16 protein-coding genes are annotated in these 16,602 nt (G+C 63.0%); 7 read left to right on the plus strand and 9 right to left on the minus strand.

Features of this window, described 5'->3' with window-relative positions; genetic code table 11:
* Positions 1-298 precede the first annotated feature (298 nt).
* A complete protein-coding gene (locus AC07SI_RS25190; protein WP_495006704.1) occupies positions 299-1,660 on the plus strand; it encodes an MFS transporter in 1,362 nt (453 codons plus the stop codon).
* Between the two features lie 19 nt (positions 1,661-1,679).
* Entirely contained in the window at positions 1,680-3,005 is a 1,326-nt protein-coding gene (gene gudD / locus AC07SI_RS25195) for a glucarate dehydratase (RefSeq protein WP_213552812.1), read from the plus strand.
* 109 nt (positions 3,006-3,114) lie between these two features.
* On the opposite strand, the gene AC07SI_RS25200 is transcribed toward gudD, so the two are convergent.
* Both AC07SI_RS25200 and AC07SI_RS25205 read right to left on the minus strand, forming a co-directional pair.
* A complete protein-coding gene (locus tag AC07SI_RS25200) occupies positions 3,115-3,468 on the minus strand; it encodes an addiction module antidote protein (RefSeq protein ID WP_106803138.1) in 354 nt (117 codons plus the stop codon).
* Between the two features lie 4 nt (positions 3,469-3,472).
* Entirely contained in the window at positions 3,473-3,772 is a 300-nt protein-coding gene (locus tag AC07SI_RS25205; protein ID WP_495006705.1) for a type II toxin-antitoxin system RelE/ParE family toxin, read from the minus strand.
* Between the two features lie 296 nt (positions 3,773-4,068).
* Here AC07SI_RS25205 and AC07SI_RS25210 point away from each other — a divergent pair, with 296 nt between their 5' ends.
* Entirely contained in the window at positions 4,069-5,313 is a 1,245-nt protein-coding gene (locus AC07SI_RS25210; RefSeq protein WP_495006706.1) for an acyl-CoA dehydrogenase family protein, read from the plus strand.
* Between the two features lie 628 nt (positions 5,314-5,941).
* Here AC07SI_RS25210 and argE read toward each other — a convergent pair.
* The 7 genes from argE to AC07SI_RS25245 form a co-directional block, all read right to left on the minus strand.
* Positions 5,942-7,093 (minus strand): acetylornithine deacetylase, encoded by a 1,152-nt coding sequence (gene argE / locus AC07SI_RS25215; protein WP_495006707.1) that lies wholly within the window; start codon positions 7,091-7,093, stop codon positions 5,942-5,944.
* Complete coding sequence (locus AC07SI_RS25220; RefSeq protein ID WP_495006708.1) at positions 7,090-7,764, minus strand: DUF1028 domain-containing protein; 675 nt, start codon at positions 7,762-7,764, stop codon at positions 7,090-7,092. The genes argE and AC07SI_RS25220 overlap by 4 nt, the downstream gene beginning before the upstream one ends.
* 10 nt (positions 7,765-7,774) lie before the next feature.
* Positions 7,775-8,506: a class II aldolase and adducin N-terminal domain-containing protein gene (locus AC07SI_RS25225; protein ID WP_106803133.1), complete on the minus strand. Its 732-nt coding sequence runs from the start codon at positions 8,504-8,506 to the stop codon at positions 7,775-7,777.
* A 50-nt stretch (positions 8,507-8,556) separates the two neighbouring features.
* The gene (locus AC07SI_RS25230) at positions 8,557-9,387 is read right to left on the minus strand and encodes an ABC transporter substrate-binding protein (RefSeq protein WP_065904498.1); all 831 of its coding nucleotides are present in this window, start codon (positions 9,385-9,387) and stop codon (positions 8,557-8,559) included.
* Between the two features lie 30 nt (positions 9,388-9,417).
* On the minus strand, positions 9,418-10,290 hold the full coding sequence (locus AC07SI_RS25235) for a phytanoyl-CoA dioxygenase family protein (RefSeq protein ID WP_495006709.1): 873 nt from the start codon (positions 10,288-10,290) through the stop codon (positions 9,418-9,420).
* Positions 10,291-10,317: 27 nt separating this feature from the next.
* Positions 10,318-11,835: an amino acid ABC transporter permease/ATP-binding protein gene (locus AC07SI_RS25240; protein ID WP_106803132.1), complete on the minus strand. Its 1,518-nt coding sequence runs from the start codon at positions 11,833-11,835 to the stop codon at positions 10,318-10,320.
* Positions 11,836-12,146: 311 nt separating this feature from the next.
* The gene (locus AC07SI_RS25245; protein ID WP_065904400.1) at positions 12,147-13,121 is read right to left on the minus strand and encodes a LysR family transcriptional regulator; all 975 of its coding nucleotides are present in this window, start codon (positions 13,119-13,121) and stop codon (positions 12,147-12,149) included.
* Between the two features lie 182 nt (positions 13,122-13,303).
* On the opposite strand from AC07SI_RS25245, the gene AC07SI_RS25250 reads away from it, so the two are divergent.
* Genes AC07SI_RS25250 through AC07SI_RS25265 form a run of 4 tightly spaced genes read left to right on the plus strand, consistent with a single transcriptional unit; the run spans position 13,304 to position 16,476 of the window.
* Positions 13,304-13,726, plus strand: a complete 423-nt coding sequence (locus AC07SI_RS25250; protein WP_065904398.1) for a RidA family protein — start codon at positions 13,304-13,306, stop codon at positions 13,724-13,726.
* Entirely contained in the window at positions 13,723-14,703 is a 981-nt protein-coding gene (locus tag AC07SI_RS25255; RefSeq protein ID WP_495006710.1) for an NAD(P)H-quinone oxidoreductase, read from the plus strand. The genes AC07SI_RS25250 and AC07SI_RS25255 overlap by 4 nt, the downstream gene beginning before the upstream one ends.
* 13 nt (positions 14,704-14,716) lie before the next feature.
* Positions 14,717-15,178: a type II 3-dehydroquinate dehydratase gene (locus AC07SI_RS25260; protein ID WP_495006711.1), complete on the plus strand. Its 462-nt coding sequence runs from the start codon at positions 14,717-14,719 to the stop codon at positions 15,176-15,178.
* A 44-nt stretch (positions 15,179-15,222) separates the two neighbouring features.
* Positions 15,223-16,476: a flavin-containing monooxygenase gene (locus tag AC07SI_RS25265; protein ID WP_495006712.1), complete on the plus strand. Its 1,254-nt coding sequence runs from the start codon at positions 15,223-15,225 to the stop codon at positions 16,474-16,476.
* Positions 16,477-16,602: the final 126 nt, after the last annotated feature.

A 16,602-nucleotide genomic window follows, 5' to 3' on the forward strand; every position in this document is an offset into this window, starting at 1 on the left:
CATCCCGCCCGGCGACACGGCTGAGTTGATTTGCCTTGACTCTACTTGTATGACAACCAATCTTAAGCTCTAACCTATACATCACCACCAGCGTCAGGCACGCGCATCATTCCTGGGTACCGACGCCCTCTAAAAGCCAAGCAAAAACTGGAACATAACCAAAATAACTTGTCGAGCATCGGCCTTATAAGAACAAATTCACGCACGACCGCATTGCGACCTTGAAAATCACTTGTATGATGTCTATCAACAAGACACGCAAACCCGCATAAAAATAAATCAGGGGGAGTTTTGAATTGTGAACAATTCAAGCCATGCATCTGCCGCTCCAGAAAGTGATTCGGTCCTCGCGCGCGCCGTGAGCAAAGTGAAGGGCCACGTGCTCCCACTGTTCGTGATCATGTTCATCCTCAACTACATCGACCGGGTCAACATCGGCTTCGTGCGCACGCACATGGAGCACGACCTCGGCATCGGCGCTGCGGCCTACGGCCTGGGTGCCGGGTTGTTCTTCATCGGCTACGCGCTCTTCGAAGTGCCCTCCAACATGCTGCTGCAGAAGGTCGGCGCGCGCATCTGGCTGACTCGCATCATGTTCACCTGGGGCATCGTCGCCACGCTGATGGCGTTCATCCAGAACGAAACCCAGTTCTACATCCTGCGCTTTTTGCTGGGCGTGGCCGAGGCCGGGTTCTTTCCTGGGGTGATCTACTACTTCACGCGCTGGCTGCCGGGTGTGGAGCGCGGTAAAGCCATCGCGATTTTCCTCAGCGGCTCGGCGGTGGCCTCGTTGATCTCCGGCCCGCTCTCCGGTGCGCTGCTGCAGATCGAAGGGTTCGGCTTTCACGGCTGGCAATGGATGTTCGCCATCGAAGGCCTGGCTTCCGTGGCGCTGGGGTTCTTCGTGTGGTTCTGGCTCGACTCCAACCCCCACGACGCCAAATGGATGACCCGCGAAGAACAGGATGCACTGGTCGGCGCCATCGACCAGGAACAGCGCGAGCGTGAAGCCCTGACCACGGTCAAGCCGACGCTCGGCAAGCTGCTCAAGGATCGCCAGATCCTGCTGTTCTGCGCGTTGTACTTCTGCATCCAGCTGACCATCTACGCCGCGACGTTCTGGCTGCCGAGCATCATCAAGAAGATGGGCGACTTGAGCGATGTGCAGGTCGGTTTCTTCAACTCGATCCCGTGGCTGATCTCGATCATCGCCATGTACGCGTTCGCGTCGTTGTCGAGCAAGTTCAAGTTCCAGCAGGCCTGGGTCGCAGCCGCGCTGTTGATTGCCGCTGCCGGCATGTTCATGTCCACCACCGGCGGGCCGATCTTCGCCTTCGTGGCGATCTGCTTTGCGGCCATCGGCTTCAAGTCGGCGTCTTCGCTGTTCTGGCCGATCCCCCAGGGTTATCTGGATGTGCGCATCGCTGCAGCCGTGATCGCGCTGATCAACTCCATCGGCAATCTGGGGGGCTTCGTCGCACCGACCACCTTCGGCTTCCTCGAACAGACCACCGGCTCGATCCAGGGCGGCCTCTATGGCCTGGCAGGCACATCAGTGCTCGCCGCAATCCTGGTGTTCTTTGCCAAGACCTCACCGTCCGCCGTACTGGCCTCGCCCGGCGCTGTGCCCGTGGGCGCAGCCATCAGCAAACCTCTCTGACCTTATCCAGGAACGTGCCATGAATACCCCAGTAGTCACCCACTTCCAAGTCATCCCCGTGGCCGGCCACGACAGCATGCTGCTCAACCTGAGCGGCGCCCACGGGCCTTACTTCACGCGCAATATCGTCATCCTCAAGGACAGCAGCGGCCGCACCGGTGTGGGTGAAGTGCCCGGCGGCGAACGTATCCGCGAAACCCTGGAGGACGCGCGCAGCCTGGTGATCGGCCAACCGATCGGGCAGTACCAGCGCATCCTCAACCAGATGCGCAGCACCTTTGCCTCACGCGACGCGGGCGGTCGCGGCCTGCAGACGTTCGACCTGCGCATCACCATCCACGCGGTCACGGCGATGGAAGCGGCGCTGCTCGACCTGCTGGGTCAATTCCTGGAAGTGCCGGTGGCCGCCTTGCTCGGCGAAGGGCAGCAACGTGATGCGGTGAAAATGCTCGGCTACCTGTTTTATATCGGCGACCGCAACGCAACGAACCTGGCATATCGCAACGAGGCCGAGGCCGATGATGACTGGTTCCGCCTGCGCCACGAAACAGCCCTGACGGCGGAGGCCGTAGTCCGCCTGGCCGAAGCCGCCAAAGCCAAGTACGGCTTCAATGATTTCAAGCTCAAGGGCGGCGTGTTGAGCGGTGACGCAGAAATCGAAGCCGTCACCGCACTGGCCGAGCGCTTCCCCGACGCACGCATCACCCTAGACCCGAATGGCGCGTGGTCATTGAAAGAAGCCATCCGCCTGTGCCGCGACCAGCACCACGTGCTCGCCTACGCCGAAGACCCATGCGGTGCCGAAAACGGTTACTCGGGCCGCGAAGTCATGGCCGAATTCCGCCGCGCCACCGGCCTCAAGACCGCCACCAACATGATCGCCACCGACTGGCGCGAAATGGGCCACGCGATCCAGTTGCAATCGGTGGACATCCCGCTGGCCGACCCGCACTTCTGGACCATGCAGGGCTCGGTGCGTGTCGCGCAGATGTGCAACGAGTGGGGACTGACCTGGGGCTCGCATTCCAACAACCACTTCGATATTTCCCTGGCGATGTTCACCCAGGTGGCCGCCGCCGCACCGGGCGACATCACCGCCATCGACACCCACTGGATCTGGCAGGACGGCCAGCGCCTGACCCACGAGCCATTGAAGATCGAAGGGGGCTACGTGAAGGTGCCCGCCAAGCCCGGCCTGGGCGTGGACATCGACATGGACGCCGTGGCCAAGGCCCATGAAGTCTACAAAGGCATGGGCCTCGGCGCGCGCGATGACAGCGTGGCGATGCAGTTCCTGATCCCGGGCTGGAGCTTCAACAACAAGCAACCCTGCCTGGTGCGCTAGGCACTCACACGCCCGCTCAATGCAGGAGTGGGCTTGCCTGCGATAGCAACTCTGAGGTGGCCTGCCCCATCGCCATCGCAGGCAAGCCAGCTCCCACCGGTGATCGTGGTCACTTCGCCGAGTGGGTTCGCTTGATCGGCTGCACCGTCAGCTCCACGCCTAACGCCAGCATCAGTTTCTGCACGGTCTCATAGCGCGTTTTAGACCCGCCCTTAAGCGTCTTGTACAGACTCTCGCGATTCACTCCCGCCGCCGCGGCCACCTTGTTCACACCTTGTGCCTTGGCGACCTCGGCAAGCGCCTTCATGAGGATCTGCGGGTCTTGCGACTTCATGCTTTGCGCAAGGTAAGCACTGATGGTTTCAGGGCTGTCGAGGAAGCGCGAAGCTTCATAGACCTGGGTACCGGAGGTATCCAGATCGAGGATCGGCATGTCCTCTGGCTTGAATGTCGAATTGCTCATTTGGTTAACCTCTCAGGGCATCCAGAATCTCTTTGGCGCGCTTGATGCCTCTTTGCTGGTCGGTTTTGTCACTGCCCCACAGCATCAAGTAGGCGGTGATGCCCGTGCGGACAAAGTAGATCCGGTAGCCGGGCCCGACAAAAATACGCATTTCACTGAGGCCGTTACCGGCAGGCTCGCAATCACCAAAATTGTTTTCTTCGGCGCGATCCAACCGAGTCAGAACCGCCACTTTTCCACAAACGTCCCCCATTCCATCCAGCCATGTATCCAACTCTGGCGTCCTGCCGATTATGTTGGTCACAGATTCACATGTAGCCTACTGGCTACTCCCTGCCGATGCTAGTGATTTTTCAAGCTGCGCAGAGCTCCCCGAAGAAAAAATCCTAGTTCACGCCCGGTACATGGGGCCGGGCGATTCTGTGAGTGCTTGTTTCCCGTCGCGCCGATAGAACCAGCCCGCAGTTCGATAGCAATTTTTCGTATTAAAAACCTCGTCACCGCTGGGTTAGGGTGGCGTCACCAGACCACTGGCCCCGTGCTTCTGACTCTTTTTTTCCAGCCCGACGCGTCCACGCGCAGGCACCGCCAGGTCAACCCATGTCCAATTCTGCCTTGCCTATCTGGGGCGCACCGCCGTCTGCCCGCTACGAACAATTGGCCGCACCGTTGCGCCCACTCTTCGCCCAAATCCTCGCGCAGGCGGCCGAGCGAGATCAGACGCGTGCCAGCCTGGCCGGTGTGATCCAGCAACTCACCGCCCTGGGCCTGCCGCGCTGGCGCCTGCCGCCAAGCCATGGCGGTCACGGAGCGACCCTGGTTGAGCTGCTCGCCGTGCTCACCGAACTGTCTGCCGCCGACTCCAACATCACTCAGGCCCTGCGGGGGCATTTTGGTTTTTGCGAAGATGTACTCAGCGCCAAAGACCCCGCCTGGCGCGTCAAGTGGCTCGACCGTCTCGGCGAGGGCGCGCTGCTGTCTCCCGGCAGCACCGAAGTCGGCAACCAGACCCGTGGTGATTTCGAAACCCGACTGCACCGCGACGCAAGCGGTACCTTGCGCATCAGCGGCCGCAAGTTCTACACCACGGGCGCGCTCTACAGTGACTTGATCAACACGATTGCAACCGGCGAAGACGGCACGACCTACAGCGTGGTTGTCGACCTCAAGGCTGCCGGCGTGCAGGTCGTCGATGACTGGAACGGCTTCGGCCAACGCCTCACCGCCAGCGGCACCTGCATCTTCGACAGCGCGCCGGTGCTGGACAATGAGGCGCGTCCCACCCAACAGCGCTTTGGCCATGGGCAATCGTTTTTCCAGCTTTATCACCTCAGCACCCTCGCCGGCATCGCCCGCCGCGCGGCCTTGAGTGGCGCCGAAGAACTCAGCCAACGCGCCCGCACTTTCACCACGGGCAATGCCGATGTCGCCGGCCAGGATGTGCAATTGCTGCAAGTGATCGGCGAAGTCGCCAGCCAGGCCTACGCCGCCCAGGCCATCGCCCAACAGGCGGCGCAGCGCCTGGAGCACACCGCGCAGTATGTGATTGCCCACGACCAGCCCGTGCATGACGACGACCCACAGGTGGCACTCGCCGAGCTGGAAGTGTGCCTGGCCGTCAACCCGGTGGTGGATGCCACACTCGCAGCGACCACCGCGCTATTCGACGCCCTGGGCGCCAGCGCCACCGCCAGCAACAAGGCACTGGACCGGCTATGGCGCAACGCGCGCACATTGGCCAACCACAACCCGCGCGTCTACAAATCACGGATCGTGGGAAATTACCTGGTAAACGGAACCCTGCCCCCGGCGCAGTGGCGAGTGGGCGTGGCCGGGGCTGGGTGAAATCACCACAGCATGCTCCTACATTGATCTCCATACACCTGGGGGCCTGAGCCATACCTTGAGGCCCCTGTGGGAGCGGGCTTGCTCGCGAAGGCGGTGGGTCAATTAACCAATCCGTAGACTGACACACCGCCTTCGCAGGCAAGCCAGCTCCCACATTTGAGCTCCATATGCCTGGGGGCCTTAGCCATGCATTGGGGCCTCTGTGGGAGCTCCATATGCTTGGGGCCTGAGCCATACCTTGAGGCCCCTGTGGGAGCGGGCTTGCCCGCGATGGCGGTGGGTCAGTTAACTAATTCGTCGACTGACACACCGCCTTCGCAGGCAAGCCAGCTCCCACATTTGAGCTCCATACACCCGGGATCCCGAGTAATACCAGGATCCCCCTGTGGGAGCGGGCTTGCTCGCGAAGGCGGTGGGTCAGTTGACCAATTCGTCGACTGACACAGCGCCTTCGCAGGCAAGCCAGCTCCCACATTTGATCTCCATAGGCTTGGGGGCCTGAGCCATGCCTTGGGGCCTCTGTGGGAGCTCCATATGCCCGGGGGCCTGAGCCATGCCTTGAGGCCTCTGTGGGAGTGGGCAAGCCAGCTCCCACAGTTTGATGAGCACATGGCTTGAGAGGGGTTTATCGGCTCACGAACGCGAGCACCCGTTCCAGCATTCGGTCGCAGGCATCCAGCTGTTCCAGGCTGATGAATTCATCCGGCTTATGCCCCTGCTCCATGCTGCCGGGGCCGCATACCACTGTCGGGATGCCGGCCTGGTCAAACAGCCCGCCTTCAGTCCCGAAGGCCACGGTGCCGTAATCCCGGGAGCCGCAAAACTGCGCGACCCACTCCGCTGCCTGGCTTTGCGGCGAGGTGGCCAACCCTGGGTAGCTGGACAATTCACTGAACTCAATCGCGCAGTGCGCGCTCACTGCCTGCATCGCCGGCAGCAAGGTGTGCTCGGCGTAATCGCGCAGTTGCTGCGCCACCTGCCGGGGATCCTGGGCCGGCAGCGAGCGCACTTCAAAGTCGAACGTGCAGTCCTGCGGGACGATATTCAGCGCCTTGCCGCCGCCGATCACGCCGGTCTGCACCGTGGAAAACGGCGGATCAAAACGCTCGTCGAGCAACGCCGGCGCCTTGAGTGTCTCACCGAGTCGCACCAGCTCGCTGATCAGTTGCGCGGCATATTCGATGGCATTCACACCCGACGGCGCATACGCCGAATGGCAGGCCGCGCCGTGCACTTCGCAGCGCACTGCCAGCTTGCCTTTGTGGCCGAGCACCGGCTTGAGCTCGGTAGGTTCGCCGATCACGCACAGCAACGGCTTGACCGCCTGCCCATGGAACCGCTCGATCAACGCGCGCACACCCAGGCAGCCCACCTCTTCGTCGTACGACAGCGCGATATGCACCGGCATGCGCAACGGCGCCTTCACCAGCGCCGGCACGCACGCCAATACGCAGGCGATATAGCCCTTCATATCGGCAGTACCGCGCCCGTACAACCGGCCGTGTTTTTCCGTCAGTTCAAACGGCGCCACCGTCCAGCGCTGCCCGTCCACCGGCACCACGTCGGTATGCCCGGATAACACCACGCCAGGCACCTCGGCCGGGCCAATGGTCGCCAGCAGGTTGGCCTTGCTCTTGTGCGCGTTGTAGACCAGCTCGCAAGCCACGCCGTGGTCCTGCAGATAGGTGCGCACAAAGTCGATCAACGCCAGGTTGGATTCGCGGCTGGTGGTATCAAAGCGCACCAGTTGCGCCAGCAGGTCGCGGCTTGTGTTCAACGCTCATCTCCCGGCACGGCATAGCCCGGTGCGATCTGCGGGCTGAGGGCGCGGTCGATGTAGGCCTGCAGTTGCGGGCGATAGGCTTGCCAGAGTTGATCGAGCGCGCTGATCGGATCCTCATCGGCCCAGTCGATACGCAGGTTGACGATCGGCCACAGCAAGTCGTCGACCACCACCAACGCCGCCGAATGCACCGGCCCCGCTTCGCCGCCTTCGGCCTGGCCGGCCTGCATCGCCGCCAGCAAACGCTCGGCGAGCGGCCCCGTGGCCATCTCGAACGCGCGCACCATCGCCGCAATCACCCCAGCGTCGGCCAACATATTGCCCGCCGCTACGCACTGCTCGCCGCTCAGCGCGTGATGAATCCCGAGGGTCTGCGCCCCGCTGAAATGCGCGGTGCGCCCCTGACTATCAATCACGGTAACCTGACGATATTGGCTGTGATCCTGTTCCACCAAGGTCGCCAGCGCCTCACTCGGCGCCAGGCCCTGCTCGAGCAAATCCAGCAGTTGCGGCCCCAGGCTCGGCAGCGTGATGTTCTGCGACGCCACCGCGCCAACGCCTGGGCGCAGCCAAGGACAGCGGGCACCCACGGCAATGCTCGAAGAGCTGATCGCAATACCCAACTGGCCGGTCTCGGCACACCGGGCGACAACGGAAAAAGTCATGGCGTGCTCCTCAATCGAGTACCGAAGGGTCGGCGTCGATCATCAACTGCTTCATTTCTTCAAAATGCCGGACCGAGAAATCCACAATCCCTTCCCAACCGCGCGCGGTTTTCTCCGCCACGTCATCGGAAAGCACCCGCAGCGGCTGCCCGGTGGACCAGGCCGTCACGAGGATCTGGCAGGCACGCTCCAGGGTCCAGATATCATCGAAGGCCTCGCCGATGGACGTCGCCGTCACCATCACGCCGTGGTTGCCCATCAGCAGGCGGCGCTTGCCGTCGAGCAGCCCGGCCAGGCGAGCGCCTTCGGCCTCGGTGTCGGCCATGCCGCCGTAGAGTTCATCCACCGCCACGCGGTTGAAATAACGCGCGGTGTTCTGGTCGATCGGCGGGATGTGCGGCGTGGCCAGGCACGCCACGGCCGTGGTGTACACCGGGTGCAAATGCAGCACCGCGCGGGTTTGTGGCAACAGCCGGTGGATCTGCCCGTGGATCGACCAGGCGGTGGCGTCCACGTTCGGGTGATCGGCGCAGGCGCTGTCATCAGCGTTGAGCAGCAACAGGTCACTGGCACGGATACGCGAGAAGTGCTTCCACTTCGGGTTGAGCAAAAACTGTTTGCCATCGGCCGACACGGCAGCGCTGAAGTGGTTGGCCACCGCCTCGTGCATGCCCAGGTGGGCGATGATGCGAAAGGTCGCCGCCAGGTCGATGCGCGTCTGTTCTTCGTGGGATAACGCCATGAATCGGTCTCCGCAGGACGCGGCCGCACAGCGGCGGCCGCGTGATTGGGTTACTTGGGCATCAGCGCCGCGAGGTCGGCATCGGTCGGTGCCTCGAAGTTATACTTCTTCAGCAAGGCCGCGTACTCAGGCGTGGCGCGGTATTTTGCCAGGCCGTCGAGCAAGGCCTGCTTGACCGTGTCATTGCCCTTCTTCACGCCAAAGCCGTTGAGCACCGGGTAGATCAACGTGTCGGACGAAATCACCACGCGGTTGCCCAACTTGTCGATCACCCCACGGGCCACGGCGGCGTCGGTGATCTGCGCTTCAACCGCGTGCGCCAGCAGGGCCTGGGTGGTCTGCGGGTCGGTGCTGTATTCGCTGATCTGGATCGGCTTCAAGCCCTTGGCCACGCAGTACTCCGTCGACAGTTTGTTCATCTGCGCCAGCCACGAGGTGGCGCCCATGGAGCCGATCTTGTGGCCGCAGAACTCTTCCGGGGTCTTGGGCTGGAAGGCGCTGTCCTTGAGGGTCAGGATCGACTCGCCGCTCTTCAGGTAAGGGATCATGTCGATGACCTTGACCCGCTCTGCCGTGATGTACATCGACGAGTTGGTCACATCGAAACGCCCGGCCTGCAGTCCGGTGATCAAGTTGGGAAAGCGTGTGTCGAGGGTCTCGACCTTGCGGCCCATGACCTTGCCCAGGCCGTCCATGAACTCGATATCGAAGCCCGCCGGCTTGTTGTTGTCCATGTATTCATAGGGAAAGAACGTGACGTCGGAGCCGGCGACAATCGTGCCGTCTTTCTGGAAGGCCGAAGCCGCCAACGAAGTCATCGCAACCGCAGCACCCAACAGGCACACGGCAAGGGGGCGAACACTTTTACGAAACGCTGTCATGGTCATTACCTGCAAGGTCTTGGGGGGTGGTTAGGCAGTGGCGGTATCTTGTCCGGCCTGTTGCACGAAGAACGACGCGCCGCGAGGCTTCTGCGGCAAACGCATGTGGTTGCTGGTGGAGCGCACCAGGCCACTTTCGGCACCGGCCACGAGCAGGCCGGCATGAACGCTGGGCAATGGGTTTTCGCCGAATGGCAGCGCGTCTTCAGCGGCGTAGACACTGATGAACAGCGTGCGCGGCAGCTCGGTCTCGTTAGGGCTCGACGCATGCAACAGCCGCGTGTGCATGAAGCACACGGAACCGGCCGGGCCGTAGCAGGCGACCGGTTGCTGGCAGTGCTCTTCAACCACCGCGTCGTCCACCGAACCGGTGAAACGCTGGTTCTGCCAGTGCGACCACAGCGGGCCTTTGTGGCTGCCGGGGATCACATTCAGCGGGCCGTTCTGCGGGGTCACTTCGCTGACCATCAGCAAGGCCGTGACGATGTCGTCATTGCTGTGCGGCGTGAACAGAAAGTCCTGGTGCCACTTCACCTGGGTCGCGGTGTGCGGCAGTTTCGAGTTGATCTTGCTGTGGTGAAACCGTGCACCACTGGCGCCGACCAGTTGCGCGGAAATCGCCGCCATCCGCGAGTGCAACGCCACGCGCTCATAAACCGCGGAAATCTCGGTAGGCGAACTCACCCGGCGCAGCGAGGGATGATCCGCGCGGTGGTCGCCCTCCAGGTCGAACCGCGCGCGGCCATCCACGGTGGCGCCCCAGCCCTGGTCATGGCTGCGGCTCTCTTCTACCCACTGGTCGAAGTCATGCTGCAGCGCGGCCACTTCGTCCGCCGACAACACGCCTTCTACCACCAGGAAGCCGTCGCGCTGGAATTGTTCGATGTGTGCTTGCTCGATCATTTTAGTGTTTCCTGAACGTTAAAGAGATCACGCCAGCGAGACGTCCTTGAGGAACGCCTCCACGCGTGGGTTATGGCCGCTGCGCAAGGCATCGGGCGTGTCGTCGCAGACCACACGCCCCTTCTCCATGAACACGATGCGGTCGGAGACCTTGAAGGCGAAATTCATCTCGTGGGTGACGATCACCATGGTGATGCCCTCCTCGGCCAAGGCCTCGATGACCTGCAGCACTTCGTTGACTTTTTCCGGGTCGAGCGCCGAGGTGGGCTCGTCGAACAGCATGATCTGCGGGCGCATCATCAAGGCGCGGGCGATGGCCACGCGTTGCTGCTGGCCACCGGACAACTGGTGCGGGTACTTCCAGGCGTGATCGAGCATGCCGACCTTGTGCAGCAGCGCGTAGGCCTGCTGCTTGAGTTCGGAGGTCGCGCCCAGGCGGTGGTATTTGGGCGCCATCAGCAGGTTGTCGAGCACGCTCAAATGCGGGAACAGGTTGAAGCTCTGGAACACCATGCCGATGTTCAGGCGATGCTCGGCGTGCTCGATGTACTGGGGTTTCTGCGCGCCGACTTTGTTCAAGTGAATGAACGGCTGCCCGTTGATCTGGATCTCGCCGTTGTCCAGTTGCTCGAGGCCGTTGAGCAGGCGGATCAGCGTGGTCTTGCCGGAGCCGGACGGCCCGATCACCGACACCACTTCACCCGGCTGGATCTGCAGGTTGACCGAGCCCAGCACCTCGATGTCGTTGTAGGCCTTGTGCAACCGCGTGGCTTGCAGCGCGGCGGCGCCGGTGCTGGCCGGGCGCTGCAAGGCGACGCGTTGTTGCGTGGCCAGGGCCAGCACCGCCGCATCCGGCACGCGGGAGACATTGCGTTGGTTGACGTCGAGAAAACGCTCCAGGCGTTTGAGCAGGAAGTCGAACACCGTGACGATAAACACATAGAAGAACGCCACCGCCGCCATGGTCTCGATCACCAGGAAGTTCTGCGAATACAGGCGCTGGCCGACCATCAGGATTTCGGTCAACGAGATCACCGACACCAGTGAGGTGAGCTTGACGATGGAGATGTATTCGTTGGCCAGCGACGGCAACGCCACCCGCAGCGCCTGCGGGATGACCACGCGCCACTGGGTGCCGAAAAACCTCAAGCCCAACGCCCGCGCCGCTTCGCCCTGGCCCTTGGGAATCGAGAGCAAACCGCCGCGATGGATCTCGGCTACATACGCCGTTTCGCAGATCACCAGCGCCAGCAGGCCGGACCAGAACGGGTCGGCCAGAATCGCCGAGGTGCCCGGCAGCGCCTGGGGCAGGTTGTAGATGAAGATCAGCAGCACCAGCAGCGGCAAGCTGCGGAACAGCCAGATATAGCCACGCGCGGGAACACTCAGCAATGGGTGCCGGGATTGCTTGGCCAGCGCCAGCAGAAAGCCCAGTGCGATACTCAAGACCCACGTCAGGGTACTCAGCTTGATCACCGTCCACGTCGCGCGCCAGAACTCGGCATCGCCCAGCAAACCAAACATGTAATTCCAGTCGAATGTCATCGTCGCTGTGCCCTGCAAAAAAAAGAAGTTGATCTGCATCGATGGGATGAGAGTCGTGGCGGGAGGTGGTCAGGGTCAATTCGTAAAAGCCGGGGCACTGGGTAGGCAGAGCCTATGCAGCCCCGCAAGCCAGCCAGATCAACTGCAGGAGGCGGCTTGCCGGCGATAGCGATCTGTCAGTCAATGAATCGACCGCTGCGCACCGCCCTCCCGGGCAAGCCAGCGCCTGCAGGTGCGCGCTGCCCAGGCACTGGCCAAAACGGTGCACGCCTGAATGCTGGGCGCGGCACGCGCGACCTTTTGGTGCAATCTCAGCTCACACCACTCAGCACCCGCACCGCGTGTGGGTCAAAAAAGCTCGGCGGGGCCATGCCGGGGATGTATTGGTCGGAGACAAACATGCGGCAGCGCTCGGCAAACGCCGACACCACGCGCGACAGCTGGGTGTTGCTGGCCGTGGCATAGCCCAGCCGCATCGGCCGGTGTGCACCGGCCAGGCGCAGGCGGATCACGCGCTTGCCGTCCTGGGACATATTGGATTTGGGCCGCGCATTCGCGAAGGAATAGCCGATCCCGTTGCCGACCATGGCGCGCACCGTTTCGAGGTTGGTGGAGCGCATGATGATGTTCGGCGTGGTGCCCGCCTGGATAAACAGGCTGAGGAAATAGTCGCGGCTCCACGGCGTATCCAGCAGCACCACCGGGTACGCCTCAAGGTCCTGCATGCTCACGGCCGGCAAGCTCGCCAGCGGATGATACTCGCCGACCATCACATACGGCGGCAGCTGCGCCAGGGGTTGGAAATCGATATCCGGGCTGGTCACCAGGTCATAGGTCAGGGCGATGTCCAGCTCGCCGCTGCGCAGTTTTTCCAGCAATTCCTCATGGTTGCCTTCGGCCTGGGTCAGGCGCACGCCGGGAAACGCGCGGCCAAAACCGAACACCAGTTCCGGCGTGATCATCGGCGCCAGCGACTCCAGGCAGCCCACCCGCAACGGCCCGCGCACCGTGTTCAATGACTCCGAGGCGATGGTGTAGAGGTTGGTCATCTGCTCCAGGATCAGCTTGGCCTCCTGCATCACCAGGCGCCCCACCGCCGTCAGCGAAATGCCCTGGGCGTGATGCCGGACAAACAGTTGGATGCCCAGCTCGGCCTCCATATGGGTGATCGCCGCCGAGATCGACGGCGACGACACGTGAATGCGTTCAGCTGCAGCACTGATGCTGCCCGCTTCTCCCGACGCGACGAAATACTCCAGTTGACGCTGAGTAATACGACTGAGCATTACGCCTGCCCCTCAACAATGACTGTACGGGCAGCGTTGCAGGGTTCGTGCCGGGTCCGCCGCGAACCGATGAGGGGCACAGGCTTCGGTTTTTCCTAAGCACTACCCCGCGCAAATGCTGGTTTCGCCGGAACCGGGGCGGTGTGAAGCTGGATTCATCCCGCTTCCCACGAGTTGCCGTTATGCCTACCCACACCCGCATCCGCATGTTCAACACCCGGCAGACCTACCCCAACCAGGCCCTGGACAACGACCTGTGCCAGGCGGTCCGCGCCGGCAACACCATTTATGTGCGCGGCCAGATCGGCACCGACTTCGACGGCAACCTGGTCGGCCTCGGCGACCCGCGCGCCCAGGCCGAGCAGGCGATGAAAAACGTCAAGCAACTGCTGGAAGAGGCAGGCTCCGACCTCTCGCACATCGTCAAGACCACCACCTATTTGATCGACCCGCGCTATCGCGAGCCGGTGTACCAGGAGGTCGGCAAGTGGCTCAAAGGCGTGTTCCCGATTTCCACCGGGCTGGTGATTTCCGGGTTGGGCCAGCCGGAATGGTTGATGGAAATCGACGTGATCGCCGTCGTGCCGGACGACTGGACCGTATGAAAGCGGTGATCGCCCGCGAGCCCGGCGGACCGCAGGTGCTGCAGTCCGTCGAGCGCCCGCTGCCGGATGTGCAAGCCGGTGAAGTGCTGATTCGCGTCACGGCTGCCGGGGTCAATCGTCCCGATCTGATGCAACGCAGCGGCGCGCCGATTCCGGCAGGCGTCACCGATGTGCTGGGCCTCGAGGCGGCAGGCATCGTGGTCGCGGTAGGCAGTGGCGTGGATGAGTTCGCGATCGGCGATCACGTGATGGCCTTGCTCAACGGCGGCGGCTACGCCGAGTACTGCGTGGCCCACACGGCGCACTGCTTGCCGGTGCCTGCGGGGTTGTCGCTGCTCGATGCCGCCGGGGTGCCGGAAGCGGCCTTTGCCGTGTGGCACAACCTGTTTGAACTGGGGCGCTTGCGCAGCGGCGACAGTGTGCTGATCCACGGCGCCGCCAGCGGTGTCGGCAGCTTCGCCGTGCAGTGCGCGCATGCCGCCGGTGCGCGGGTGATCGCCACGGCCGGCGGCCCGCCCAAGGTCGCGATGCTGCAAACGCTCGGCGTGTGGCGCGCGGTTGACCGACACCTTGAAGACTTCGTCGAGGCGGTGCGCGACTGCACCGACGGCCGTGGGGTCGACGTGGTGCTGGATAACGTCGGCGGACCCTATGTGGCGCGCAACCTCGCGGCCATGGCCATGGGTGGGCGGCACGTGAGTTTGTCGTTCCTGCAAGGCGCCCATATCGACTTGGATTTGCAGGTGCTGATGCGCAAGAACCTCAGCCTGACGTCCTCCACCCTGCGCCCGAAAAGCCACGCCGAAAAAGCCCGCCTGGCGGTGTGCATCCGCTCACGCTTGTTGCCGTGGCTGGCGGCCGGAGTGGTGCGCCCGCAGATCCACGCGCGCGTGCCGCTGGCTCAAGCCGCCGAGGCGCACCGCCTGCTGGAAGCCAATGCCAATGTCGGCAAAGTCGTGCTGACCGTCGCTGAATAACCTGGAGCCCTTCATGACCCACCGCGTGTTTTTCCTCAATGGGCCCAACGCCAACCTCTACGGGCTGGATAAAAACGGCACCTACGGCCGCGAGAGCTTCGCCAGCATCCAGGCGCGCTGCGAACGCCACGCTGCCGAGCTGGGCCTGAGCCTGGACTTTCGCCAGAGCAACCACGAAGGCGTGCTGGTGGACTGGATTCAAGCGGCACGCCTTGACGCCGACGCCGTGGTGATCAACGCCGCCGGGCTCAGCTACAGCTCGGTGCCGATCCTTGACGCGCTGCTGGCCTTCGACGGCCCGATCATCGAAGCGCACATGAGCAACCTCTGGAAGCGCGAGAGCTTCCGGCACCACTCCTACGTCTCCAAAGCCGCCACCGGCGTGATCGCAGGGCTTGGCGCACTCGGTTACGAACTGGCACTCACCGCCGTGGCGGCATTGCTACAAGAAACCACCACCAGCGCCCACAGCTGAAACTCGGTGATGCCTACACACCTCTTACCTCCCAGGAACCGCCCATGTCAGTAGAAACCATCAACACCCTGGTCGTCGGCGCAGGCCAGGCCGGCGTCGCCATGAGCGAACACCTGTCCCTCATGGGCGTCCCCCACATCGTCCTCGAACGCCACCGCATCGCCGAACGCTGGCGCTCCGAGCGCTGGGATTCTCTCGTCGCCAACGGCCCCGCCTGGCACGACCGCTTCCCCGGCCTCACCTTCGAAGGCCTCTCCCCCGAAGCCTTCCCGCCCAAGGAGCGCATGGCCGACTACTTCGAAGCCTACGTGGATAAACTGCAAGCTCCCGTGCGCACCGGTGTAGAAGTCCAGCAAGTGGAACGCCACATCGGCCGCCCCGGCTTCAAAGTCACCACCTCGGCCGGCGTGTTTGAAGCCGCCAACGTGGTCGCCGCCACCGGCCCGTTCCAGCGCCCCTCTATCCCCAACATCGTGCCTGCCAGCGCACCGATTCACCAACTGCACTCCTCCACCTACAAGAACCCCGGCCAACTGCCCGAAGGTGGCGTACTGGTGGTCGGCGCCGGCGCCTCCGGTTCGCAAATCGCCGAAGAACTGCAAAAGGCCGGCAAAACCGTATACCTCTCGGTCGGCGAACATTACCGCCCGCCGCGCGCCTACCGCAGCCGCGACTATTGCTGGTGGCTGGGTGCGTTGGGCTTGTGGGACGAAGTCAAAATCCAGCCGAAGAAAAAGCACGTGGCCTTTGCCGTCAGTGGCTACGAAGGCGGCAAGACCGTCGACTTCCGCCGCCTCGCGCACCAAGGCATCCGGTTGGTCGGCGTCACCCAGGATTGGCAGGGCGGCGTCATGACCTTTCAACCTGGGCTCGCCGAAAACGTCGCCGAAGGCGACCGCGCCTACTTCGATGTACTGCGTGACGCGGATGCCTACATCGAGGCGAACGGGTTGCCGTTCCCCCTGGAGCCTGAAGCCTGGGAACTGCTGCCCGACCCTGAGTGCTTGGTGAACCCCATCCTCAGCCTGGATCTGGCAAAGGCCGGCATCACCACCATCCTCTGGGCCACCGGTTTCAGGTTCGATTTCAGCTGGCTGAAGGTCGATGCGTTCGACGAAAAAGGCGAGCCCTTCCACAAACGTGGGATCTCGGCGGAAAGCGGCATCTACTTCCTGGGCCTGCCCAACCTGGTCAACCGCGCGTCATCGTTCATCTACGGCGTGTGGCACGACGCGAAATACGTCGCCGACCACATCGTGCTGCAAAACGACTACAAGTCCTACAAGAAACCCGAGTGAGGCGGCCGACTACTTTCACACACCTCGGCGCGCCCCTGGGACGCGCCGAAAACCACACCGCCCACAACCACCGCCGCTCCCCCTGTAGGAGCTGTCGAGCCCCAGCGAGGCTGCGAAGACGCCCGC

Source organism: Pseudomonas sp. GW821-FHT05D12 (genome assembly GCF_059419825.1).